The 24,491-nt window shown below is 68.9% G+C and carries 18 protein-coding genes and 2 pseudogenes; 6 read left to right on the top strand and 14 right to left on the bottom strand.

Annotation, left to right across the window (positions count from 1 at the left end):
• Positions 1 to 57: 57 nt before the first annotated feature.
• Together SLAV_RS00940 and SLAV_RS00935 are read left to right on the top strand one after the other, a co-directional pair.
• Positions 58 to 363 (top strand): DUF6247 family protein, encoded by a 306-nt coding sequence (locus tag SLAV_RS00940; RefSeq protein ID WP_030241652.1) that lies wholly within the window; start codon positions 58 to 60, stop codon positions 361 to 363.
• A complete protein-coding gene (locus tag SLAV_RS00935) occupies positions 360 to 620 on the top strand; it encodes a hypothetical protein (protein ID WP_030241655.1) in 261 nt (86 codons plus the stop codon). Before SLAV_RS00940 ends, SLAV_RS00935 begins: the two co-directional genes overlap by 4 nt.
• Before the next feature lie 340 nt (positions 621 to 960).
• Here SLAV_RS00935 and SLAV_RS00930 read toward each other — a convergent pair whose 3' ends face one another.
• The 9 genes from SLAV_RS00930 to SLAV_RS00890 all read right to left on the bottom strand — a co-directional run bounded on the left by SLAV_RS00930 (position 961) and on the right by SLAV_RS00890 (position 12,536).
• Positions 961 to 3,459 (bottom strand): RICIN domain-containing protein, encoded by a 2,499-nt coding sequence (locus SLAV_RS00930; RefSeq protein ID WP_030241660.1) that lies wholly within the window; start codon positions 3,457 to 3,459, stop codon positions 961 to 963.
• A 165-nt stretch (positions 3,460 to 3,624) separates the two neighbouring features.
• On the bottom strand, positions 3,625 to 4,461 hold the full coding sequence (locus SLAV_RS00925; RefSeq protein ID WP_030241667.1) for a class II fructose-bisphosphate aldolase: 837 nt from the start codon (positions 4,459 to 4,461) through the stop codon (positions 3,625 to 3,627).
• Complete coding sequence (locus tag SLAV_RS00920; protein WP_030241670.1) at positions 4,442 to 5,380, bottom strand: 1-phosphofructokinase family hexose kinase; 939 nt, start codon at positions 5,378 to 5,380, stop codon at positions 4,442 to 4,444. The genes SLAV_RS00925 and SLAV_RS00920 overlap by 20 nt, the downstream gene beginning before the upstream one ends.
• Positions 5,377 to 6,366, bottom strand: a complete 990-nt coding sequence (locus SLAV_RS00915; RefSeq protein WP_051841548.1) for an ROK family protein — start codon at positions 6,364 to 6,366, stop codon at positions 5,377 to 5,379. Before SLAV_RS00915 ends, SLAV_RS00920 begins: the two co-directional genes overlap by 4 nt.
• Positions 6,359 to 7,321, bottom strand: a complete 963-nt coding sequence (locus SLAV_RS00910) for an SIS domain-containing protein (RefSeq protein ID WP_030241673.1) — start codon at positions 7,319 to 7,321, stop codon at positions 6,359 to 6,361. Before SLAV_RS00910 ends, SLAV_RS00915 begins: the two co-directional genes overlap by 8 nt.
• Before the next feature lie 77 nt (positions 7,322 to 7,398).
• Complete coding sequence (locus tag SLAV_RS00905) at positions 7,399 to 9,252, bottom strand: glycoside hydrolase family 35 protein (RefSeq protein ID WP_078950761.1); 1,854 nt, start codon at positions 9,250 to 9,252, stop codon at positions 7,399 to 7,401.
• Positions 9,249 to 10,148 carry a carbohydrate ABC transporter permease gene (locus tag SLAV_RS00900; RefSeq protein ID WP_051841549.1) on the bottom strand — a complete coding sequence of 300 codons (900 nt, stop codon included), beginning with the start codon at positions 10,146 to 10,148 and terminating at the stop codon, positions 9,249 to 9,251. The genes SLAV_RS00905 and SLAV_RS00900 overlap by 4 nt, the downstream gene beginning before the upstream one ends.
• Positions 10,145 to 10,963 carry a carbohydrate ABC transporter permease gene (locus SLAV_RS00895; protein ID WP_100661228.1) on the bottom strand — a complete coding sequence of 273 codons (819 nt, stop codon included), beginning with the start codon at positions 10,961 to 10,963 and terminating at the stop codon, positions 10,145 to 10,147. The genes SLAV_RS00900 and SLAV_RS00895 overlap by 4 nt, the downstream gene beginning before the upstream one ends.
• Before the next feature lie 277 nt (positions 10,964 to 11,240).
• Positions 11,241 to 12,536: an ABC transporter substrate-binding protein gene (locus SLAV_RS00890; RefSeq protein ID WP_037689285.1), complete on the bottom strand. Its 1,296-nt coding sequence runs from the start codon at positions 12,534 to 12,536 to the stop codon at positions 11,241 to 11,243.
• 274 nt (positions 12,537 to 12,810) lie between these two features.
• On the opposite strand from SLAV_RS00890, the gene SLAV_RS00885 reads away from it, so the two are divergent.
• On the top strand, positions 12,811 to 13,800 hold the full coding sequence (locus tag SLAV_RS00885; RefSeq protein ID WP_199922250.1) for a LacI family DNA-binding transcriptional regulator: 990 nt from the start codon (positions 12,811 to 12,813) through the stop codon (positions 13,798 to 13,800).
• Positions 13,801 to 13,964: 164 nt separating this feature from the next.
• Positions 13,965 to 14,465 carry a hypothetical protein gene (locus SLAV_RS00880; protein WP_100660737.1) on the top strand — a complete coding sequence of 167 codons (501 nt, stop codon included), beginning with the start codon at positions 13,965 to 13,967 and terminating at the stop codon, positions 14,463 to 14,465.
• A gap of 51 nt (positions 14,466 to 14,516) precedes the next feature.
• Here SLAV_RS00880 and SLAV_RS00875 read toward each other — a convergent pair whose 3' ends face one another.
• Positions 14,517 to 15,356, bottom strand: a complete 840-nt coding sequence (locus SLAV_RS00875; RefSeq protein WP_100660736.1) for an IS5 family transposase — start codon at positions 15,354 to 15,356, stop codon at positions 14,517 to 14,519.
• A gap of 264 nt (positions 15,357 to 15,620) precedes the next feature.
• On the bottom strand, positions 15,621 to 16,223 hold the full coding sequence (locus SLAV_RS00870; protein ID WP_159038049.1) for an IS5 family transposase: 603 nt from the start codon (positions 16,221 to 16,223) through the stop codon (positions 15,621 to 15,623).
• Positions 16,224 to 16,353: 130 nt separating this feature from the next.
• On the opposite strand from SLAV_RS00870, the pseudogene SLAV_RS00865 reads away from it, so the two are divergent.
• Positions 16,354 to 17,557 (top strand): annotated as a pseudogene (locus tag SLAV_RS00865) (IS110 family RNA-guided transposase).
• Positions 17,558 to 17,576: 19 nt separating this feature from the next.
• Here SLAV_RS00865 and SLAV_RS43520 read toward each other — a convergent pair.
• Positions 17,577 to 17,912: pseudogene (locus SLAV_RS43520) on the bottom strand (IS5 family transposase); the annotation flags it as partial.
• A gap of 1,057 nt (positions 17,913 to 18,969) precedes the next feature.
• Positions 18,970 to 20,622: a nucleic acid/nucleotide deaminase domain-containing protein gene (locus SLAV_RS00855; protein WP_167456779.1), complete on the bottom strand. Its 1,653-nt coding sequence runs from the start codon at positions 20,620 to 20,622 to the stop codon at positions 18,970 to 18,972.
• Between the two features lie 185 nt (positions 20,623 to 20,807).
• Between SLAV_RS00855 and SLAV_RS43515 the strand changes: the two genes are divergently transcribed.
• Positions 20,808 to 21,871 (top strand): IS630 family transposase gene (locus SLAV_RS43515; RefSeq protein WP_425276217.1). Its coding sequence is split into 2 segments (ribosomal slippage): positions 20,808 to 21,251 and positions 21,254 to 21,871, totalling 1,062 coding nucleotides; the frame shifts between segments, so codons are not numbered across the junction.
• Positions 21,872 to 21,890: 19 nt separating this feature from the next.
• On the opposite strand, the gene SLAV_RS00840 is transcribed toward SLAV_RS43515, so the two are convergent.
• Complete coding sequence (locus tag SLAV_RS00840; RefSeq protein WP_051841591.1) at positions 21,891 to 24,464, bottom strand: ricin-type beta-trefoil lectin domain protein; 2,574 nt, start codon at positions 24,462 to 24,464, stop codon at positions 21,891 to 21,893.
• Positions 24,465 to 24,491: the final 27 nt, after the last annotated feature.

The raw sequence follows: 24,491 nt of genomic DNA, 5'->3' as shown, positions 1-24,491 counted from the left end.
ACCCTGATGGCAGCGGCAGTACTAGCGTGGGGCGACAGGACTTCCTGGAGGACGATCATGAGCGCTCAGCCTGAGCACACGCCCATCCCGTCGTATGCGCCCTCGCCCGGTGCCCCGGCTGAACTCCTCGCCCAGCTGCGTGCCGACCGGCGTGCGCCGCAGTGGGTGCCGGCCTTCGAGCGGGAGTGGACGGCAGCGCTGGAGGAGTCGCGCCGGACGTTCTCCCTCGCCGGTCTGTACGAGGTCGTCCAGGACTGGCAGGGCCGCCTCGCCCATGCCCCGGCGGTCGACGCGTTCGTCGCCTCCGGCTACGACGACGGCGAGACGATTGACATGGCAGAGCTGCGGGGAAGGCGCCGGTGACCGGGCAACCGCACGCGGTCCGCTTCTCCGCGCCGGCTGCGAAGGTTCTCGACACCCTGCCCGAGCACGCAGAGGACACCGTGTGGGACGTCTTGGACGCCGCCGCGGTCAACCCATGGGGGTTCGGGCAGTGGAACGCCGACGACCCTGAAGGCGAGGACGTGCGCTACGCGTCGGTCGGCAGGCTGTCCCTCACCTACTGGGTCAACAGACCCCTGCACCGCCTGACCGTGCTGAACATCGTTTGGCTCGGATAGCCACCCGGTGACAACGCCTCGGCGCGGGCATCGCAACTGTCGGGGCTGGAGCGTTCTCCATCGTAGGCACGGCTTTATCAGCCGTGCCCTGCACGGCACCGTCCTGTAATGGCGATCTGCTCGTCCACGGCCGCCGCGCGCCTGCTGGCCGAGTCCCGGCTGACGGTCGTTACTCGTTCCCTGCCGGTGGCAGAGCGCCTGAGCGGGGCGGGCCGGGAGCTGGGTGACGTGGCTCCAGCCGCGGCCGTCAGTCGCCGTGTGCTTGGGAAGACCTGCCGGGGTTCCGGGTGGGGGCCGGGACCCCGGCAGGCCGGTCAAGGCCGCGGCGGCCGTAGTGGCATCAGTTGACGGTCCACTGCTGGAGCGTGGTGCCGGTGTCGGGCTGCTGGGTGACCAGTGCGCCATTGGCGGAGGAGGCGGTGGTCAGGAGCAGTCCGCTCCAGGCGGAGGCGACGGTGTGGGTGCCGTTCGCCTGTCGCGTGATGTTCCAGCGCTGGTTGGCGCCGTTGCTGCAGGTCCACTGGACGATCTTCGCGCCGGGGCTGGTGGAGCCTCCTTCGACGTCGGCGCAGAGGCCGGACTCGCTGTTCTTGAGCTGGTACGTGCCATCGGTCTGTTGAGTGAACGTCCAGCTCTGGTTGGCACCGCCGTTGGGTGACCAGGTGATGAGCTGGGTGCCGGGGGTAGTGCTGTGGCCTGGGTTGTCGAGTGCCTTGCCCCCGGCGGTGAGGGTGTGGACTCCGTCGAGGGAGGCTGTGACCGCCCAGGTGAACGTGGCCGTGCCCCCGGCGGTGCCGGAGGCTGCGGTGACCGTCACGGTCGAGGCGCCGGCGGCGGTGGGAGTGCCGGTGATCAGGCCGCTGGAGCTGATGCTCAACCCGGTCGGCAGGCCGGTCGCCGTGAAGGTCAGGGGCTTGCCGAGGGAGTCGGTTGCCACGGCCTGGAGGGAGACGGCCTTGTTCACGGTGCCGGCCTGGTTGCCCGGGTTGGTGACCATCACCGTTTCGGGGACTTGGGCGATCGGGATCAGTGTCAGGGTCTGCTCGCCGGCCGTGCGGGTGCCGCCGACCGCGTTGCCGGTGGTGTTGGTCCAGCTGCGGGTGGGGGTGGTTTCGGCAAGGCGGGTGGAGTCCGCGGAGAGGCCGATGACGAGGCCGCTGTACCGATTGACGATCTTGTACGTGCCGGTGGAGGCGCCATCGGCGGGCGAGGTGCCGCGTATGACGAACCACTGCTGGCCGACCGTGGGTCCGCCGGTTCCCGCCGCGGTGACGGTGGGCTTGGTGCCCCAGGCGCGGGTCGCCGTCGAGGCAGCGCCCACCCCGAGGAGCTGACCGGTGCCGGAGTTGGCGATGCGGTACGAGCCGTCGCCGTTCGAGGCGAAAGTCCACGACTCGAGGCCGGAGCCGGTGGCGGCGGCGCTCGACGTGGTGGCCGAGCTGCCGGAAACCTGGGCCAGGACCCGGCCGCCCGCGCTGCCGATGCGGTAGGCCTTGGAGGTGTCGACCGGCGCGGCGGGCTCGGTCGTGTCGATCGCGAGGTTGACGTACTCGCTACTGGCTCCGTTGGAGCAGCCGAAGGAGCAGTACGAGCGGAAGTTCTTGCCCACGATGGTGGAGCTGGTCTTGTTGCCGCTGTCGAGGAACCAGCGGTACCAGGAGGCGTTCTTGTAGCTGCCCGTGTCGCCGAGACGGAACCACTTCTGGGTGGTCAAGTCAGCGGTGGCGTAGATCTCCTGGGAGGCGTTGCCGCTCTGGTCGACCGCCTGGGGCTGGCCGATGTACAGGCCGAGGTGGGCGTTGTAGGTGATGTCCATGACGAACAGCGGGGACGTCGGGGGCATCAGGCCGGCGGCGACCTGCTGGCTCACGGAGCCGCTGTTGGCCGGGTCGTACTCCTTCGACGGCGGGGTGTATCCGGTCGCGCTGCCGGAGCCGACGGGCACCATGTTGCTCTCGCGGCCGCCCAGGCCGGGCTCGGACCAGGCGCCGTCGTACCACTTCTGCCAGGAGCCGGGCGCCAGCTTCGCCGATATCGGAGCGCGGGCGACGTGCCCGTAGAACGCGGCCCAGCCGCCGCCCTTGTTCACGATCCGGGAGCCGTAGAAGGCGTAGAAGTAACCGGACCCGGTGTCGACGAACAGCCGCTGGTCACCGGTGCCGTAGTGGAAGGTCTGCTGCGGGAAGGCGGCGTCGTCCCCGCGCTCGGTGCTGTAGTGCGAGGTGATGACGTGGTCCTTGATGGTCCACGTGCGGCCCTGGTCCTTGGAGACCGCGTAGTCGATGCCGTCGTAGTGCAGGCCGTCGGTGAACGGCTGTGGGGTGAACTCGTTGTGCACGAGTCCGTACCAGTCGCCGGTGTCCGGGTCGACCCAGACGCCGGCGAGGTCACAGTAGTTCCGGTGTGCGTAGCTCGAACCCGCCGGGGCGGGTGTCGCTTCGAGCCCGGTGGGGCTGTTGTTGCAGCGCCAGGTGGTGTCGTTGTTGCGGTCGTTGGAGTTGGCCGGGTTGACCGCGTCGCTGATGGCGACGGACCGGGTGGCGGTGTCCAGGTTCGTCCCGGTGAAGAACGTCCACTTGCGGGGATCGTCGGCGCCGTAGAGCGCGTGGGCCTGCTGGAAGTAGAACGTGCCGTCCTTGTCGACGTAGGTGCCGGCGGGGGTGTCGTCAGGGTGTGTCCAGGAGCCCTTGGCGCCAACGGTGACGGAGTAGGTGGCGGGGGCGGGGACAGGGGCGGTCGACGCTGCGGATGCCGAGGGCATCATCAGCGTGCTGCCGCCGGAGATGACCAGCGCGGCGGCGGCGAGTGCGCCGGCCAGTCTGCTTCGAGGAGTGATCACGGGTACTCCCTGATGGGAGGAGCCTAGTGGGGCGGCTCCCTTGACGGTCCGTCGTCCTTGGGGACGGCGGTTGTGCTCGGGACTGCTGCGAGGCGGCCCGAGTGGGGTGCTCCGCGCCCCGGGGCAGGACGACACGGGGCGCGGAGCAGTGTGGGGGGCGGGTCCTCAGACGCCCGCCAGAACGTTCAGGAGGCGCGCGACTTCCGCCGCGACCTCCTCACGGGCCGGGCCGAGGTACTTGCGGGAGTCGCTGACCGCGGGCTGACGGTGGAGTTCCCGCCGGACGGTCGCGGAGAAGATGCCGTTGAGGTGGGTGGAGATGTTGACCTTCGTCATCCCCGCCGACACGGCTTTGGCGAGGTCCGCGTCCGAGACGCCCGACGAACCGTGGAGGACCAGCGGCACGCGGGTGGCGCTGCGCAGCCGCGCGATCAGGTCGAAGTCCAGTACGGCGTCGCGAGTGGCCATCGCGTGGGAGCTGCCGACCGCCACTGCCAGGCAGTCCACCGCGGTCGCCGCGGCGAACTCCCGGGCCTCCGCGGGGTCGGTGCGGACACCGGGGGCGTGGGCGCCGTTCTTGCCGCCTACCTCGCCCAGCTCCGCCTCGACGAGAACGTCGGCCCGGTGCCCGTACTCGGTGACCGCCCGGGTGGCCGCGACGTTCTGCCCGTACGGCAGCTTGGAGGCGTCGAACATCACGGAGGTGAAGCCGAGCCGAACGGCTTCGTGCACCAGGTCCTCGGACTCGGCGTGGTCCAGATGCACGGCCACGGGCACCGTCGCCTGCTCGGCCAGGGCGAGTGCGGCGCGGCCGATCGGTGCGAGGGAGCCGTGGTAGCGGATGGTGTTCTCGCTGATCTGGAGGATCACGGGCAGGTTCGCCCGGTGTGCTCCGTCCACGATGGCCTCGGCGTGCTCGAGCTGGACGACGTTGAACGCTCCGACCCCCCGGTTCAGGGCGTACGCGGGGCCGATGATGTCGTCAGTGGCTGTCAGCGGCATGGGGCCTCTCCACACTCACGGTTGCGGTCGTACGGAACTGGTCGTAGAGGTCGCGGCGGAAGTCGCCCGCGAGGGGTGCCGAGACGGCGGCCGCGGACAGCGCGACGGCGTCCCGCAGGAGGTCCGGCCAGGGCAGGCCCGTCGCGAGACCGGCTGCGAGCGCGGCGACGCAGGCGTCACCCGCGCCGGTCGGGTTGCCGCGCAGCTGGGCGGGCGGAAGGGTGCGGTAGCGCCCCTCCGGGGTGACGGCGTGCAGGCCCTGGGGGCCGTCGGAGGCGACGACCGTCCGAGCGCCGCGCGCCTGGAGTTCCGCGGCCGCGTCGGCGACATCGGACCGTCCGGTGACTTCGCGGATCTCCGCCGCGTTCGGCTTGATCACGTCCGGGCCGGCGTCCAGCGCGGCGAGCAGGGCGGCGCCGCTGGTGTCGAGGACGGTCACGGCCCCGGCGTCACGGGCCGTCGCCAGCAGTCCGGCGTAACTGTCGCACGGCAGACCCGGCGGGAGGCTGCCGGCAAGAACGACGACGTCGGCCCGGGCGGCGAGTTCGGCGAACCGCCGTGTGAAGGCCCGCCATGACTGCGGGTCGACGTGCGGCCCGGGCGGGTTGAACACGGTGGCGTCCCCGTTGCGTTCGGAGACGACGGTGATGGTCTTGCGGGATTCACCCCGTACGGGGACCAGTGCGTCCTTGAGGCCGGACGCCCGCAGGTCCTCGCGGAGGATCCGGCCGGTCGTCCCTCCCACCAGACCCGTGGCGAGCACCGGGTGGCGCAGTGCCGCCAGGACCCGCGTCACGTTGATGCCCTTGCCGCCGGCCCGCTCGACGGGCTGCGTGACGCGGTGGGAGGCATGGGGGGTCACCTCGTCGACGAAGTAGGTGACGTCCAGGGCGGCGTTCAGGGTGACCGTGAGGATCACAGTGCTCCTCCGGCCGGGTCGGCCACCAGCTCGACCGGCCTGCCGGCCGCTGGGTCGGCGTCGGCGGCTTCCCAGCCGAGCAGGCCGGCTCCGAGGCAGCCGGCCTGCTCCCCGAGAGCCGCCCGGACCAGCTTCGGTCGCCGGTGACAGCTCAGGCGGCGGTCGAGCGCGATGCGCAGGGGGTCGATCAGGAGGCCGCCGGCCTGGGACAGGCCCCCGCCGACCACGATCACTTCCGGAGCGAGGACCGCGGCGCACGCGGCGAATGCTTCCGCCAGCGCCTCGACGGCGCGCTCCCACACACGGCACGCCACCGGATCGGCACGCGCCACGAGAGCCGCGACCTCCTCGGCCCCCTCGACCTCATGCCCAGACCGGGCGGCGTAGACGGCGGCGATCGCGCGGGCCGAGGCCACCGCCTCCAGGCAGCCCCTCATGCCGCACGCGCACTGCTCGGCTCCGGGGGCGACCGTCAGGTGTCCGATTTCTCCGGCGTATCCGCACGCACGGAGCGGACGGCCTTCGACCAGGAGGGCGGCGGAGATTCCCGTGCCGATGGCCACGAAGAGGGCGTCGTCGAAGCCGCGGGCTGCGCCGAGCCTGCTCTCCGCCGTGCCGCCGGCGCGGACGTCGTGGCCGATCCGGACCGGGAGTCCCGTCGCGTCCGTGAGTACCGCGGCCAGGGGCAGGTCGTACCAGCCGAGGTTGACCGAGTGCACCGCGCGCTGCGTGGGCTCGTCGACGATGCCCGGGACCACGATGCCCGCGGCGACGGGTTCCACGCCGATGCCGACCGCCGCCCCCGCCAGGTCGCGCAGCAACCAGGTGATCGCGTCCACCGTGGCTTCATGGCCTTGGCGCCGCGGGGTCGAGCTGCGCAGGGTCGCCAGCGGCCGCATGGTGCGGTCGAGGAGCGCGCCCTTCATCGACGTGCCGCCGACGTCCAGAGCGATCACGCAGGTGCGGCTGCCGGCATGCTCAGGCATGCGCGCCGGCCAGCACCACGGAGCGGCTCAGAGCACGGGGCCGGTCCGGGTCGAGCCCCCGTGCGCCGGCCAGGTGGACGGCCAGGCGCTGGGCTCGTACGAGGTCGGACAGCGGGTCCAGATCGCCGGCCGCGTCGCCGGATTCGGCGACGTAGGCGACGCCGGTACGGGCGACGTCGTCCGCGAGGCCGTGCGGTGCGGGGCCGAAGACCCAGGTGCCGCGGCCGGGGCGGGCGATGCTGATGGGGCCGTGGCGGTACTCCATCGCCGGGTATGCCTCCGTCCAGGCGCCGGCCGCCTCCCGCATCTTCAGCCCCGCCTCCAGCGCAAGGCCGTAGGCCCAGCCATCGCCCAGGAAGGTGATCTGCTCCGCTGCGCACATCACCTCGGGCAGCGGTGCGGCCACGGCCCGTTCGGCGTCCGCGGCGGCCTGCGCGATCGTACGCACTCCCCGGGGCAGCGGGCCGCCGCTCTCCAGGTGGGCACGCAGAAGGACGAATGTCGTCGTGGCGAACCTGGTCTGCACGACCGACTTCTCGTCGGCGTAGGCGAGTTCGATGACGCCGTCGGCAACGTCGGCCACCGGGGTGCCTGCGTCGGCGGTGACGGCGGTGACCGGCGCCTGCCCGCGCAGCCTGGCCAGGAGGTCCAGGACTTCGGTGGTGGTGCCCGAGCGGGTCAGCGCCACGATGCGGTCGTAGCGGCGGCCCGCGGGGAACCGGGAGGCGGCGAAGGAGTCCGTCTCGCCTTGACCGGCCCGCTCGCGCAGTTCGGCGTAGGCCAGGGCCATGAACCAGGAGGTTCCGCAGCCGACGACGGCCACGCGCTCACCGAGCCGGGGCAGGACGTCCTGGTGGTCGGTGACCGAGGCGGCCGCCATGCGCCAGCAGTCCGGCTGGGAGGCGATCTCGCGTGAGGTGTGGGAGGTGTGCGCGGAGCCCGGGGGAGTGGACATCGGTGCTGGATTCCTTCGAGGTGTTGCGCGGTTGCTGAATCGACCGTGCGAGGGGTGTGGGGGAGCGGCGTCGGCGCTCAGTCGAACGTCTCGATGTACTCCTCGCAGGGCCCGAGGTCGGGCGCGTCCACGAGGTCGACATGGTGGCCGAAGCGGTCGAGTTCCAGGATCGTCAGGAGGTTGTCCCCCGTGCGCAGCAGCGGACGGGGAAGGTACAGGGTCGTCTGCGGGCCCACGTCCCAGTAGCGGCCGAGCAGGGTGTCGTTGACCCAGACGAAGCCCTTGCCGAAGCCGGGCAGGCTCAGGAAGGTGTCGGCGGGCTCATCGACGTGCAGGCGTGCGGTGGCGATGCCGCGGCTGTCGGCGGACTCGGCGGCCGTGCCGGCGCGCGTGAGTTCCTCGGCGGTCCACTCGTCGAGCGGCAGGGGGCACATGGACCATCCGTGGACGAGCCGCCGCTCCACGCGGACCCCGCCCAGAATGCCCTTCCCCTGTCCCAGCAGGGGGCCGTAGTTGATGCGTCCCTGGTTCTCCACCAGCAGGTCGAGTTGGATCGCCGCGCCCGTGCCGGTGACGCCGAAGGACGCTGTCGGCCGGTCCAGGACGGTGACGAGGGAGCCGTCGACGAAGACCTGTGCGCGGTCGTGGAGGCCGGTGACCGTCACCTCGTGGGTGCCGGGCGGTACGACCGGGTGCGCGGTGTAGAGCACGAGGCCGGAAGCTTGGCCGAGCTCCTCGAAACTCAGCGGGTTGGCGGCGTGCACGGGCGTCGACACCGACCTCAGTGCAGCCGGCAGCGCGGATCCGCGGTGTACGGGGAGGGTGGCGGGCTCCAACAGGGGCGGGTCGTCCGGCGGCTCGGGGACGGGCCGTGTGCTGTGGGGGGCGAGCTTGTCGCGCAGCGCGTAGAACTTGCTGGTGAGCGCGCCGTGTTCGGCCACTGGGGCGTCGGAGTCGTAGCTGGTGATGGTCGGCTGGAGGGCCGTGCCGTCGTGGTTCGCGCCGGCCCACAGCCCGAAGTTGGTGCCGCCGTGTGCCATGTACAGGCTCAGCGACCCGCCTTGGGCCAGGATGCCGTCGACGTCGTCGGCGGCGTTCGAAGGGGATCGGACGTGGTGCTTCTCGCCCCAGTGGTCGAACCAGCCGTTCCAGAACTCGGCGCAGAGGAAGGGCTCGTCGGCGCGGCGTGAACGCAGCAGCCCGGCAGCCTGGTCGGGGCGTGACCCGAACGTGGCGGCCGCGAGTTCGCCGGGAAGGGTGCCGCCGTCGAGCATCAGCGGTGTGGGCCCGTCCGCGGTGAACAGGAGCTCGCGGACGCCGCGTGTTGCCAGGGCGTCGCGCAGCCAGCGCATGTAGGTGTGGTCGTCGCCGTAGCTGCCGTACTCGTTCTCGATCTGCACGGCCACGACCGGGCCGTCGTGTGCCGCCTGGTGGTCGGCGACGAGCGGGATCAATGCGTCGAACCAGCGTCCGACCTCGTCGAGGAACTCGCGGTGGCTGCTCCTGGGCCGCATGCCGGGCCGTCCGGTCAGCCAGGCGGGCAGGCCGCCGTTGTCCCATTCGGCGCAGATGTACGGGCCGGGGCGGACGATGACGTCGAGGCCGGTTTCCTCGGCGAGCCGGAGGAACCGCGGCAGGTCACGCCAGCCGTCGAAGCGGATGTCACCGCGTCTGCGCTCGTGGAAGTTCCACGGCACGTAGGTGTCCACGGTGTTGAGGCCGAGTGCGGCGACGCGCCGGAGGCGGTCGGCCCATTGCTGCGGGTGGACGCGGAAGTAGTGCAGGGAGCCGGACAGGACCCGGTGGGGCTGCCCGTGGCGCAGGAAGGCGCCGTCGGCCCAGCTCAGCACGGGCTGCGTGACGAGCGCGTCGGTGACGGGGGCGGGGCGGGCGGTGCCGGCGGACTCGGTGGTGAGGGCGGGAGGGGTCATTTGACGGCTCCGGCGGTCATGCCCGCGCGCCAGAAGCGCTGGAGCGCGAGGAAGGCGATCAGAAGCGGGGTGATGGAGACCAGGGACCCGATGACGACGAGGGGCGGTGGTACGGCGACGTGGCTGGCGTTCCAGGCGACGAGACCGACCGTGACCGGCTGCAGCCGGTCGTCTCCCAGGACCATGGCGGGCAGCAGGTAGTTGTTCCAGATCTCGACGAACTGGAACAGGAAGATCGTGACGAGGGCAGGGAGCATCATCCGCACCCCGATCGTGCGGAAGATGCGGAATTCACCCGCGCCGTCGAGACGGCCGGCTTCGAGGACCTCGTCGGGCACGCTCTGCTCGGCGAAGACGCGCGCCAGGTAGACGCCGAAAGGGCTGATGACGCTCGGCAGCAGGACCGCCAGAGGGTTGTCGATCAGGTGAACGCCCGAGAACATCAGGTACAGCGGCAGAGTGAACAGCACCTTGGGCACGAGGACGGCTGCCAGGACCAGGGAGAACAGAGTTCCGCGGCCGGGGAAGTCGTACTTGGCCAGGGCGTACCCGGTCAGGGCGGAGAAGACGGTGCCGATGAGCGCGCCGACGCCGCAGTACAGAACGCTGTTGAGCATCCAGCGCCAGAAGATGCCGTCGTCCTGGCTGCTGAGCCGGGCGACGTTGTCGAACAGGCCGAAGCCGTCGAACCACAGGCCGCTGCCACTGAACTGCTCCCCGAAGGGTTTGGTCGCAGACACCAGCAGCCACCACAGCGGGAAGAGGAAGTAGAACGCGGACAGTCCCAGCAGGGCGAGTACGGTGACGCGGCCGGCCGGGCGCGTCTCGCGGCGGGGTCCGATCCGCTTGGGCGCCGGCGAGGGGGCGGGAACGGGGGCAGGGATCACCGTGGTCATGCCTGGTCTCCTCGGCGGGTCAGCTTGAAGAAGATGAGTGACACCAGGCCCACGGCGACCGCGAGCAGGACCGACTGGGCTGCCGCGTACGGGTAGTTGCCCGCTGCGACCGCGCTCTGTGCCGACATCAGAGGCGTGAAGGCGGAGGAGATCGAACCGCCGGAGACCGGCTGCAGCACGGTCGGCTCGTTGAACAGCTGGGCCGATCCGATGATCGAGAACACCGTGGTGAGCACCAGCGCGCCCCGTACCGCGGGGATCTTGATGCTCCAGGCGATCCGCAGGGCGGAGGCTCCGTCCATCCGGGCGGCTTCCAGGACCTCGGCGGGGATGGACTGCAGGGCCGCATAGATGATGATCATGTTGTAGCCGGCCCAGCTCCAGGTGACGATGTTGGCCACCGACCACAGCACGATGTCGTCGTCGAAGAACGGGATGGTGACGGAGAACGGTTCGAGCAGCCGGTTGAGCGGGCTGGACGTCGAGGAGTACATGAACGACCACACGAGTGCGGCACTGACGCCGGGGATCGCGTAGGGGATGAAGCTCGTCAGTCGGAAGAAGCCCCGGCCCCGCGCCGACTTGGAGTCGATGAGCAGGGCCAGCACCAGTGCCACTGCCAGCATGAGCGGCACCTGTACGACGCCGAACAGGGCCACGCGGCCGAGCGAGGCCGTGAACGATCCGTCGTGCACGGCGCGCACGTAGTTGTCCAGAGGGGCGAAGACCTCCGTCGGGGCGGTCAGGCCCAGACCCGACCGGCGGACGGTGAAAAGACTGTTGTAGGCCGCGTACAGGATCGGTGCGATGTACATGGCCACGAACAGGGCGACGAACGGGGCGCAGAAGAGCAACGGGCTCAGAGGCCGCGGGCGCCCGGAGAGGGCTCCGCGTGCGGGCCGGGACGGAGCGGCGGCCGCCGGGCGCCGTCCGGTTGCGCGTACCGAAGGGGAGGCTTGGGTCACGAACGGGGTCCTCACTGTGGTTCGCCCCGCCGGCCGGCGAGTCAACGGCGGGGCGACTGCTTGCACTTGCTGATGGCGCGGCGGGGGCGAGAAGGATCCCTGTCGCGTCCCCGCCCCGGCGACAGTGCTACTGCGCGACCGCCAGGCCCTGCTTGCGCATTTCGGCCAGGGTCGAGTCCTGAGCGTGGCCCAGGGCCTGCGCGATGGTTCCCTTTCCGGTCCACGCCTTGCCGAGGCCGTCATTGAGGTCCGCGACCGTGGAGGTCATCAGCGGGCCCCAGGTCCACCCGGGGTCGACGTCGGGCGCGGCCGCGGCGAAGACGTCGTAGATCTGCTGGCCGCCGAAGTAGGGGTCGGCCTTCAGCTGCGGCAGGTGGAGCAGATCGTTCGCTGCGGGATAGAGCGAAGCCTTCTCGACCAGCGTGCCGAACGCCTGCTTGTCGGTTCCCAGCCAGTGGGCGAACTCCCATGCAGCCGCGGTGTTCTCGCAGCCCTTGAGCACGGCCGTGGCCGATCCGCCCGCGTTGCCGACCTTCTTGTCGCCCTCCTGCCACTGCGGCATGGGGGCGACGGCCCACTGCCCGTCCCCGTCCTTGGCGCCGCCCTTGATGACTCCCGCCTGCCACACCGCCCCCACGACCGTGGCGATGTCGCCGTTGCCCAGCCCCGTGTACCACGCCTGGTCGTACATGGGGGCGCTGCTGATCAGGCCGTCGTTCGCGAGGCCCTGCCAGTAGTCCGCGACCTTCTTGTTCTCCGCGGAGGCCATGTTGACCTTCCAGGCGTCCTTGTCGACGCCGAACCAGTCGGCGCCGGCCTGCCAGGCGAGCCCGGCGTAGTCGTAGTCGAGGTAGGGCGAGGAGATGAACCGCTTGGGGTCGGAGGCGTGGATCTTCTCCCCCGCGGCGCGATACTCGGCCCAGGTGGTCGGGGGCTTCAGACCGAGCGAGTCGAACAGCTTCTTGTTGTAGAAGAGGGCCATGGGGCCGGTGTCCACCGGAGCTCCGTAGACGGCCTTGCCGAGACTCACCGCGTTCCAGGCGGCGCTCTGGTACTCCTGCTTGGCGGAGCCGGCGTGCTTCGACACGTTCTGGAGGGCGCCCTGGGCGGCGAAGCTGGGCATCGTCTCGTACCCCACCTGGGCCAGGCAGGGTGCGTTGCCCGCCTTCACGGCGTTCAGCATCTTCTGGTAGCCACCCTTCGCCCCGGGCTGCACCGTTTGGTAGGTGACCTTGATGTCCGGGTGGCCTGCGTTGAAGGCGTTGACGGCGTCCTCGTAGCCGGGAGCCCATCCCCAGAATGTTATCGATGCCTTTCCGGGGGTCGATGGGGTGCCGGACGCCGACCCCGAGCAGCCGGTGGCCGCAAAGGCGAGGGTGAGGACTCCCGCCGCTCCCACAAAACGGATGAAACTACGCTTCACAGCTCCTCCTGAGTGCCGTGGCAGGCAACGGAGACGTCCTGCACGGGGGCCGCCTGTCCGACGGGGCACACCGACGGTGTCGTCCGCCCGGTGTGCTGGCCGAAACTATGGCAGAGAATGTTATCGATGCCAATAGGTGGTAGCGGTTGGTGTCCTGGCCAGTGAAACTGCACGTGAACAGCCATGCGAGCGATATCATTGACCAGGTCGGACAGAAGAAAGGGATCCCATGGCGAAGAGCGGTGACACCCACAGCGGAGCGCGCCCCCCGGGCATGGTGGACGTTGCCCGGGTTGCGGGCGTGTCCGCGCAGACCGTCTCGCGCGCGCTCGCCGGCCACCCCAACGTGCAGGAGAAGACGCGCGCGAAGGTCTTGGCGGCGGTCGACCAGCTCGGCTACCGCCGCAACAACGCCGCGCGGATGCTCTCGTCGGGCCGGAGCCGGAGCATCGGCGTCGTGACCCTCCAGACGAGCTTCTACTCCAGGGCAGCCGTAACCTCCGGCATCGAGAAGGCTGCCCATGAGGCCGGCTACGCCGTCAGCGCCGCCACCACCGCCTCGCTGGACACCTCCGCCATCGAGAACGCGCTCTCCCGGCTCGCTGACCAGGACGTCGAAGGGATCATCCTCTCGGTGCCGCTCATTCATACCAGCAGCAGGATCGAGCAGCTCACCCGCTCCACGCCCACCGTCACCATCGACGGCTCGCGCACCGACGCGACCGAGGTCCTCGCGATCGACCAGGTCCAGGCCGCTCGCATCGCCACCCAGCACCTGCTGGACCTCGGACACGAGACGGTGTGGCACATCACCGGCCCCGTGGAGTGGCTGGAATCAGCCCACCGCCGCGACGGCTGGCAATCCGCCCTCGAAAGCGCGGGCTGTGCGGTGCCGCCACCGCTGGAGGGGGACTGGTCACCCGCCTCGGGCTACCGGAACGGCCTGGTGCTCGCGCGGATCCCGGACGTCACCGCCGTTTTCGTCGCGAGCGACGAGATGGCCTTCGGGGTGATCAGGGCCCTGCACGAGGCGGGGCGGCGCGTACCGGACGACATCTCGGTTGTCGGATTCGACGACATCGAGCTCGCCGAGTACTGCTCACCCTCCCTCACCACCATCGCCCAGCCGTTCCAGCACATGGGCGCCCTCGCGGTGACCCATCTGCTCCGCCAGATCGACGCCCCCGGCCCCGTCCCCGAGCCGCGCTCGGTCGAACCGCGCCTCGTCGTACGTTCCAGCACGACGACCGCGCCCGGTCGCTGAGCCCTGATGCCTTGAGGGTGCGGACGCCGGGCTGCCGGGCGTTGAAGTCGTCGGACACGGGTGCAGGTGCAGGCGGAGGGAGCCGGCTCACGGCGTGATCTCGAGTGGTGGAGCGGTGCACAACGCGGCACTGTGCGCCGGGCACATGCGCCACGCCGGTGACTGTGCCCACAGCACGGTTCTGGTCGTGGTGTCCTGTTCATGGCGCCTCGGCCACCGCGTGCCACGAGGTCGCCCTCGGGCTGTCCGGCCGGGGCCCGGAGCCCTCCGACGCCCCGTGCACCGCCGCCGCGGCGGACTTCGAGGCCCACCGCATCGACTTGCCGGTGCCGGGTACGAGCAGCGCGGCCGTGGTGCGCGGTGGCGCGATCGTCCTGGACATCGCGCACACCGGGACCCTCGTGGTCACTGCGGCGCGGATCGTGCTCGGCGCGCCCGTGCCCGCGGACACGACGTCGCCTGCGGATCGGCCGGGCCTGTTCCGGTACGCAGGGCGGCCCGCGCTCTCGCTGTACGCGCGCCGCGTGCCGGCCCATCTCACGCCGCGGTCGGTGTACTTCCAGAACGCCGTCCGGATGCCGCTGGCCCTGGCGGCCAGCCGGATGATCGAGGGCGTGCTCGATCTGTCCCACGGCGTGTGGACGCTGTTGGCCACCCCACCGTGAGAGGGCGTTTCCTCCTGTTGTTTCATCCCGGATTGCCGGGTTGATAGTGGTTCATGCGCCGCGCCATGTGGGGGTGGATTCGACGGTGAGTCTGCGGGTCATGAGGTTGATCATCGCGAGGTGGATCATGGCTTCGGAGCGGTGGGGGCAGGCTTCGTAGTCGCGCGTGAGACGGCGGTGGTTCATAAGCCAGCCGAGGGTTCTTTCGACGGTCCAACGGCGGGGCAGGACGGTAAATCCCCTGGTGGTGGGGTCGCGGCGGACGATGTGCATGTCGATGCCGAGGGTGGCGGCGTACTCGACGAGGTGCTGGCGGTAGCCGCCGTCGACCCAGGTCTTGCGGATGGTGGGATGCTCGGATGCGACCCGTTCGATGAGGGTCTGCCCGGCGATTGAGTCCTGCACGCTCGCGGCGGTGACCACGACGGCCAGGAGGAGTCCGACGGTGTCGATGACGATGCTCCGCTTGCGTCCGACAATCTTCTTTCCGGCGTCGATGCCCTGCTCGCAGGCGGGCACGTTGGTAGAGGTTTTGATGCTCTGGGAGTCGATGACGCAGGCGGTCGGTTCCTCCTCGCGGCCCTCCTGCCTGCGGACTTGACGTCGCAGGAGGGTATTGAGCTGGTCGAAGACACCCTCTTCCTGCCAGCGGGCGAAGTAGGCGTAGATGGTGTTCCAGTGCGGGTAGTCGTGCGGAAGGTAGCGCCACGGGATGCCCGTCCGGTTCACGTAGAGGACTGCGTCCAGCAGGCTCCGCAGATCGTGGTCCGGAGGCCGGCCGATGTCCAGGCCTCGGCCGCGGCGCTCGGACCGCCAGGCGGTCAGGACCGGCTCGACCAGCTCCCACCGGGCATCGGACAGATCGCTTGGGTATCGGCGGCGTTCAGGCATGATTCCGGGCTACCCAGGTGGCCCAGGCGCGCGGACCGGCGCCCGAAGCACACGGCGTGAAACCCGGCGGCTTGGGATGAAACAGGAGGAGGCAGCCCAAGAAGCCCGTCTGGCAGCCACTTTCGCACCATGAACCACACCAACCCCAGCAGCCCCGACCGGCCGCAAGCCCATACCGGCTCAAAAAACCAAAATTATGAGCTAAACGCCCTCTGACTGCCTGTTTCGTATCACCTGTGCGGGCTAGGAGTTGTCGTCAAAGTGTCACGCCCACATCAGGAGCGACGCGAGGGTGACAGCTGCTTGGTAGGACTGGGCGGTCTTGTCGTACCTGGTCGCGATGCCGCGCCATTGCTTGAGGCGGTTGAAGCACCGTTCCACGACGTTGCGGTGCTTGTAGACCTGCTTGTTGAAAGCCAGCGGTCGGCCGCCCCGGCTGCCTCGCTGGGTTCGGTTGCGGACCTGGTCGGATCGTTCCGGGATCGTGTGCGTGATGCCGCGGCGTCGCAGCCAAGAACGGATGGCCTTCGAGCTGTAGCCCTTGTCGCCTATGACGTGGTCGGGCCTGATGCGCGGTCTGCCCGGCCCGATCCGGGGCACCCGTATCGCGTCCATCACGGCGGTGAACTGGGTACAGTCGTTGATGTTCCCGCTGGTCAGGACGAACGCGAGGGGTCGGCCCGTCCCGTCGCGGGCCAGGTGAATCTTGCTGGTCAGCCCGCTGCGGGACCGGCCGAGGGCCGGGCTGCGGAGCCCCGTTACCGTCTTCGTGGCCTCGTAATGAGGCTCCCGGCCTTCGGCCCCGGTATGACTTGAGCCCCCAGTCGATGATGATCGAAAAGGTGGTGTCGCCGGTGTCGGAGGCATTGGCAGACCGCTGATTAGAGGCACGAGCGCCGGACCCGTGGATGGGCGAGGCATCTCTTCGTAACGTGGATGCCGGCACGCTGATGCCGCAGGTGAGGCCGGGGAACGGGCGAGCACGGGAGCGAAGGGCATGTCGCACGAGAGTGGCATCGACGTCTATCTGGGCCTGGACGTCGGCAAGGGCGATCACCATGCCACTGCCCTGAACCGGGCGGGGAAGAGGGTGTTCGACAAGCCTCTGCCCAACAGCGAACCGAAACTGCGGGAGCTGTTCGACAAGCTCCAGGCCAAGCACGGAACGGTGCTGGTGGTCGTCGACCAGCCTGCTTCCATCGGAGCCCTGCCGCTGGCGGTCGCCCGGGACACAGGCTGCCAGGTCGCCTATCTGCCGGGACTGACGATGCGGCGGATCGCCGATCTCTATCCTGGCGAGGCGAAAACCGACGCCCGCGACGCGTTCATCATCGCGGACGCCGCCAGAGCGATGCCCCACACCCGGCGGACGATCGATCTCGCGAACGAAACGGTTGCCGAGCTCGCGATGATCGCCGGGTTTGACGACGATCTCGCGGGCGAGTCCACCCGGATCGCCAACCGGCTCCGCGGCCTGATCACCCAGATCCACCCCTCTCTGGAACGTGTCCTGGGCCCGCGGATCCAGCACCCGGCCGTGCTGAAACTGCTGGACCAGTTCGGCTCCCCGGCCCGGATCCGCAAGGCCGGACGCCGCCGCCTGGCGACCCTGATACGTCCCAAGGCACCGCGGATGGCCGAGCAGCTGGTCGAGGACATCTTCACCGCACTCGACGAACAGACCGTCGTCGTCCCGGGCACTGACGCCGCCGCGCTGATCGTCCCCAGCCTCGCCAGCTCCCTCCAATCCGTCCTTGACCAGCGAAAACTCCTCGCCACCCGGATCGAGGAACTCCTGGAGGCCCACCCTCTTTCCCAGGTCCTGATCTCGATGCCCGGCATCGGGATCAGGACCGCGGCCCGCATCCTGATCGACGTCGGTGACGGCAGCGGTTTCGCCACCGCCGGCCACCTCGCCGCCTACGCCGGCCTGGCACCCGTGACCCGCAGTTCCGGCTCCTCCATCCGCGGCGAACATCCTTCCCGGCGAGGCAACAAACAGCTCAAACGAGCCTTCTACCTCGCCGCGTTCGCCTCCTTGTCCCAACCGGAGTCACGCGCCTACTACGACCGCAAACGCCGCGAGGGAAAACACCACATCGCAGCCCTCATCGCGCTCGCCCGACGCCGCATCGACGTCCTCTTCGCCATGCTCCGAGACGGCACCTTCTACCCAGCCGCCCATACCGGCTACGGCTTGACGAAGGCCATAGAGGCACCTTTTCGGGCCCCGGACGCGTGCTGGTGGGCACGGACAACGGTGGAGTCCACCGACACCAGCCACTCGATGTCGCCTGCCGCGTCCGCTTGCGCCTGCGCGGCCTGGAGCATCCGCTCGAATGTTCCGTCCGCCGCCCACCGGCGGAAACGGGTGTGGAGGCTGGCCCACGACCCGTACCGGTCGGGCACGTCCCGCCAGGCGACCCCGGTCCGGAACTTCCACACGATCCCGTTCAGGACCGTCCGGTCGTCCAGCCGCGGCCGCCCCAGCGCAGGCTGCGGCAGCAACGGCTGCACGAGTTCCCACTCAGCGTCCGACAGTTCATGGCGACGTATCACCCGACCATGATCCACAACGCAAGATCACTTTGACGGCAGACCCTAGGCGGCCAAGAGGCCGGTAGTCGGCGACCTGCTCGGGTTCCTGCTCTTGCAAAGGTTGCACGGTGGGTAGCTCCCCCCTGGAACATCACTGCGGCGCACCAAGGTTAGTGCCGCATGACAGTACGAGAGCCGTCTATCGCCGTCGCTGTGCTTTCGCCGCCAGCCGGTGCTGCCAAGTTCTGAGCCCGGTGGCTCAAGCCGGGTGAGGGTTGTGTTCGCCAGAGGGCCGTTGCGTGAGTGGACGGTACGAGCGGCCTCATGATGTGGGCCGTGACCACGGCCGCCGCGGCTCTGACTCTGTCGCTTCCCGCCACTGCTGTCTACGCGGCCGAGCAGCCTGCGATGGTGCTGCCGGCGGGGGCCGCTGACTGTGTGCTGTCGCATGTGATGGCGGCTTCCCGATGCGAAGATGCCGAGGTTCGGCTGGGACGGCCGGAACGGCCCGTCGATGGAAACCGACGGACCGTTCAGGAATTTCCTTTGGTTACGTTCCTGGTGGAAGGAACGTGGGCCTCAGTTCGGGTGGTAGGTCAGATGTCCGCCCGAAAATTAGGACATGACTCGGATTCATATTGTCATTATTGGGGGTGGCGATGATCCCCGCCGACAGTAGAATCTTGATGAGTGGTATCTGCATATGTAGACCAACCGTGCCAGGGTAGCGGGTGGCAGGAGTGTCAGTTAGTCCCGAGGTGAGATCCTCCAAAGCGGACTGCAGTTGACCGGCGCTGCATCGCCATCCCACGGATACCGATGCTGACATTGTCTCGGCGTCTGGTTCGACATGGACCACCGCGCCAGCCTGGTCCTGGAATCCGGATTCTCCTTCACGAAAAGCAGGCAAGCCGGCGCGCTGGAGAGCCTGGATGACCTGGTCCGCTAGTTTATTTCGGATGGATAGAACCTCATCGGAAGCGCGGATGAACCCATACTCTGTCAAGAGTTTTTCCTCCTTCTTGTGGCCAGGTGTGGTGGGCGGCAGGGCGGGGAGGCCCACCGCACCTTGATCTTATTGTTCAGCGGACTGTTTGAAGGACGGCCTCTCTAGCGCCTGGATCATGGCGTAGAGCCAGTCGCTTGAACCTGCGCCGTCGGGAACGGACCACGAGATCGGGGTCCCGGGCTCTAGTACTGCCGCCAACTTGGGCTTGCACTCGGGGCAGGGGCTCCGCTCGCTGTAAAGCTCGGTGATCTGAGACGGCTTGAAGTTCTTCGCCTTCAGCTGGTCGAGGATGTGATCCTCTGAGTGATATCCATCCCCCTTACTGAAGCCGACCACGAGATCGCCAGTCTTCGGATTATTCCAGCCGGGAACCCTCGCTACCGCAACATTGCGACCAGAGGTGAATCCTGCTGCTTTTCTGGCCGTGTATGCCATTCGGCTGAGTTCCGTGCTGTAATAGGGAATCATCCCCATGCAAGGGTCGTCGCTCTGCGCGGCTGCCACACGAAGAGCCTTGGCCCTTGGTTTGGTGGCGCACATTTCGGCGAATCCGCTCAGTGCTCTGGCGCCGATACCCTCGATAGCGGTCTCGGTCAGGCCAAGCGTGCGCAGGGCCTTGTAGGCGTCCGCGACGCCGATACCGGTCCTGGCGGCGGCATCAGCCGCCCTGACGGCGTCAGCGATCGGCCTGAGGATTTTCCCTGAGAACAGGAGGGCGACGTCCACCCCGGCCCAGGCGCATCCGCCCCAGCTTCCGTTCTCGCCGCCGGGTACGATTTTCTGAACGCACTTGATCCAGCTGCCGAAGAGGATGTCGACTGGGTCTACGGTCGCCTGGTATTCGGCCATCGTGATGGTGTGCGTGAGCTCTTGGGACAGTTCCGCAGTCGGGTACTCGCCCAGATAGGTCGTCGCATCAGCGGGACACGTGGACTTCGATGGGTCCAGGACCGGCGCGTTACACAGGTACAGGTCGAGGAGTGCCTTGTACCGGATCTTCACCGTGACGGTGCAGCCGCCCCTGTAGGCGAGCTTGTCGATCCAGCTGTCGCAGGCTTCGGTCTTCTTTACCGTCTGGGGATCCCCGATTTTGTCGATGCGCTTGACGGCGTAGAACATGTTGCCGATGGAGCCACCGGTCTGGTCGACGACGGTTCCGGCGTTGATCTGTTTCGCCTTGGCGGCCTTCTCGGCGCGGTCGGCTGATTCCTGGGCTTCCTTGGCGTACTTGTCGGCGTCCTTCGCCGCTTGTTCGGCTTCGGTGGCGGCGCGGTCGGCCGCTGTGCGGGCTGCCTTGGCGTCCTGTTCGGCCTGGGCTGCCGCGTTGCGGGCGGCGGTGGCGTCGAGGGCTGCCTGGTCGGCGGAGTTGCGTGCGTCCTTGGCGTGGCCTTCGGAGCGGTCTGCGGCCTGGTCTGCTGCGACGGCGTCTTCTGCCGCCTGGCGGCCGAATTCGGTGGTGCGGGCCAGGGAGGCCGCGGCCAGGGACGCGGACGTGGCGGCCTCGGCTGAGTAGCCAAGGGCTTCCTTGGCGTAGCCGCGGGCGTCAGCGGCGTAACCGGCCGCGTTGGCGGAGTGCTGGTAGGCGGCCTTGGTGTCTTCCTGCGCCTGGTTGGCAAGGGCCTTGGCGTTGGCGGCTTCTTCTTGGGCGTTCTTGGCGTGTGCTTCGGCTATGGCCTTCTGCTGTTCGGCGATTGTCTTCGATGCCTGCCCGGTGAGCACGATCAGCGTCGCGGTCGAGTCCGTGGTGACGTACGGGGAGCCGAGCTGGATGGCGTCGTTCGCCGGATCGGATACACGAAACGCAGACCTGCCGGCATCGGCCGCGGCCTGCGCGGTGACATACTGAGGATTTTTACGTTGTGTCGGGGGCTGACGGCTGCTGATCGTCGCGGTATGCCGGTTGTATGAGGTATCCGCAGGGTGGGGGTCTGACGTCGGAGCGTCAGGCTTTCCGGGAGGCTCTTCGCCTGGAGGCGGCAGGCTGGTTCGCTGAAGGGCTGACGAATCAGGTGATCGCGAAGCGATTACGGGTCAGTGAGCGGTCGGTGCAGCGCTGGCGCCGGACCTGGCGTGAGGGCGGCCGCCGGGCACTGCGTTCGAGCGGGCCGATGTGCCGGCCGAAGATCGGCCCCGAACAGTTCGCAGTGCTGGAAGCAGAGCTCGACAAAGGCCCCATCGCTCATGGCTGGCCGGACCAGACCTGGACGCTGGCCAGGATCCAGGCGGTCATCCGCCGCCGGTTGCGTGTGAGCCTGAGCATCGCGGCGGTCTACCAGACCATGCGGCGTGGAGGCTGGAGCCGGCAGGCTCCGGCCAGGCGCGCCCTGGAACGGGACGATGCCGCGGTGGCCAGCTGGATGAAGGACACGTGGCCGCACGTGGAATGACTGCGGCGGCGCTCGGGGCCTGGATCGTCTTCGAGGACGAGGCAGGTTTCTCGATGACGCCGCCGTCCCGCGGAACATGGGCCCGTCGCGCCCTCACCCCCACGATCCGGATGCGTGGCTGGACCCGCTGCCGCGTCACCCTCGCCGGACTGTGCTGCTACAAACCCGGCGAACGCTCACGGCTGTTCTACAAACTGCATGTCCACAACCGGCGACCTGCCAAGGGCGAGCGTCGCAGCTACGACTGGAGGGACTTCCGCTGGCTGCTGGTCTACGCCCACGGCCGTCTCGGCGCCCCGATCATCCTCATCTGGGACAACCTCAACACCCACCGCACCAAGGGCATGCGCGAGTTCATCGAGGTCACCGACTGGCTGACCGTCTACCACCTGCCCGCCTACACTCCTGACCTCAACCCGGTCGAAGGCATCTGGTCGGTCCTCAGGCGCACCGCCCATGCCAACACGGTCTTCGCCACTCCCGAGGACCTTGTCCGAGCCCTCAGGACCGGCCTCAAGAAGATCCAGTACCGCAGCCACATCGTCGACGGCTGCCTCGCTGCCACCGGACTCAGACCCTGACGACACCACGCCAAAAACCTCAGTAGGCGAAGCCGGCTGCCTTGGCCGAGGCCGTCACCGCCTTGAGGGCTTCCTGGTTCGCCAGGTCAGCCTGGGTCTTGGCCGTCTTGGCCTGGCCGTCTGCCTCGTCGGCCATGGCGACGGCGCTGCGTGCTTCGGATGCGGCGTGCTGTGAAGCGGCGATGGCGTCAGCGGCGGCACTGGTCGCCGTCTTCACCGCAGCCTCCGCCTTCAGCTTCGCGGCCTGAGCGCCGTCCGCGTCGGCGCGGGAGCGCTTGGCGGCAGCTTCGGCGCGTGTGGCCGCTGCGTCCGCCTCCTCGGCCGCCGTTGTCGCGGCGTTCGCCTCACCCCGTGCCCTGCCTGCGGCCGTCTCGGCATCCTTGGCGTTCTGATCAGCCTGATCGGCTGATGTGCGTGCCGCGTCCGCTTCCGTGCCAGCGTCGAGTGAAGCCGCGTAAGCGGCTTTAGCACTGGCCTTGGCACGCTCGGCCTCGGCCTTCTGCTCAGCGTCCCAGGCGTCGTCCCGCTTGGCCTTGGCGTTGTCGCGTGCCTTGACCGCGTCGTTCTTCCGGTCGACCGCAGCGGTCTCGGCCGCTTCGGCTTTGGTCCTGGCGTCCTGCGCCTTCGTGGCTTCGGCCTGTGCGTTGTTGCGGTGCTGGGCCGCCTCGGCCTGCTTGGCGGCCGCGGTTCCCTTCTCCTTCTTCGCGTTGGCCTCTTCCGCCTCGGCGGCCAGCCGCTTCGCGTGAGCGGTGGCTGCCGCTACCTTGGCGTCGCTCTCTACCTTCACCGCGTCGCCGAGCTTGGCTTTTGCCGTTTCCGCGTCCTTCTTCGCGTTGTCCCGATGAGACTTGGCCGCGTCCGCGGAGGCCTTTGCCTGAAGCTCGGCCGTGTGGGCCGCCTCCCTGCGGAACTCGGCCTTGGCCTGGGCGGCCTGCGCCAGAGCACGCTGAGCGATGGTCTCGCTGTCCGCGCCCGAGGCACGCGTGGCTGCCTCGGCGGTCTCGCCGGCCTTCACCATCGCGTCCAGCGCGGCCACCGCACCCTTGGTGACCTGGGCCTTCTGCTGGCCGACCAGCAGGCCACGGCCCCGCGGGGCACCGTTGGCGTCCGCGATCGTGTACGCGGCCTGCGCGGCGGTGTCGGTCGTCGTCGACGCCTTCTTGGCCGCTGCGGCCTGGACCTTGAGGACGTCGAGCTGCTTCTTCGCGCCCGCCTGCGCTCCGGTGACGGCCGCCTTGGCTTTGGTGAACTCACTCTGCGCCGGAACGGCGCCGTTGCCGGACGGCTTGATGTCGAACTGCTGAGGGCCGGTGCCGTTGCAGTCCCACAGCCAGGAGTCGTACCCGGGCTCGTAGGTGTGCAGGTCCAGGCACTTGCCCGTGCCGACGTTCTTGATGGCGGTAGTGGCCCGAAGGTTGTACTCCCAGGTCTGCGCCGGGGAACTGTTGCACGTCCAGATTTGAATCCGCGTGCCGTTGGCCGGGTCGTTGTTCGACACATCCAGGCACTTTTGCGACACCACGTTCCTCAGATGCAGGCCGTGGTCATCACCGAACATCTGCCACTGCTGCGCGGAGGTGCCGTTGCACCAGTAGACCTGGACCGGCGCGCCGTCGTTGGTGCCGCTGTTCTCCACATCAAGGCACTTGCCTCCCACGGCATGAAGCTCGATCACCGCGGGCTTGTCACCGACCGCGCCGATTCCGCCAGGCGACCAGTAGTCCTGCCAGCGGGTCGCGTGGTCGGCCACCCACGAGTGCCCCAGCATCTCGCCCAAGGCCTTCGCCCCCGCCGCGAGCGCCGTGGTCGCCTCGGCATTCGCAGCGAGAATCTGGTTGCGCTGCGCCTGCTGGGAGACGATCTCCTGCTGCCACTCGCCGGCCGCGGTGGTGGTGATGCCGTCGAGCACCCTGTTCGGGTCGATCGGGTCACGCCACGCGCAGCCGGCGAACCGGGCTTTCAGGTCCTCGACCGCGATGCGGTACTCCGCCGTCCCCGGCTGCGGAGCGCTGCGGGGGAACCCTCCCGAGGCCATGAACAGACGGGCGTTGTCCGCGCCCATAGGCTCCGGGGACCAGTCCGTCAGGTGCTGGAACGCCTCGTGCTCCGCGAGGTCACGGTTCCAGTCGCCCCCGGGAGCGTGAGCGTCGGGGTCCTTGCCGTAGAGGGGAGTCCCCAGGTACTTGACCATCCCCTTGGCCTGGTCATAGGCCTTGGGGGTGGGGTCCTGATAGAAGCTTCCTTCCTCAGTCCAGAACCTTTCGGCTACCCACTTGCTCAGCCCGGTCTGCGTGTAGAAGTCCTGCTTCCCATCGCCGGGCGAACCCGGAGGCCAGTGGAAGTCGGCGGTGTTCATGCCTCCGGGGGGATTCGTCAGCCCTTCCAGAGGCTTCTTCCAGCCGTCCCTCAGAGAGTTGATGGCCTGCAGCGAGCTCCACGCCGCGTCCCGGTCCTTCTGGTACGCGGTCGCGAGCGGAGTCTGCTGCCAACGGGCACGGTCAGCCAGCGCATGGAGCTTGTCCTGAGGCTGGTTGAGCGCGTCCTGCGCCGTCTGCGCCATGGACGGACCGCCCAGACGCAGCACATCGGTCATCAGGCACTGATCCTGGCGCCACTGCTC

Origin of the sequence: Streptomyces lavendulae subsp. lavendulae (assembly GCF_002803845.1) — a bacterium.
GTDB lineage: Bacteria > Actinomycetota > Actinomycetes > Streptomycetales > Streptomycetaceae > Streptomyces > Streptomyces lavendulae.
This window is presented reverse-complemented; position numbering and strand designations above follow the sequence as displayed.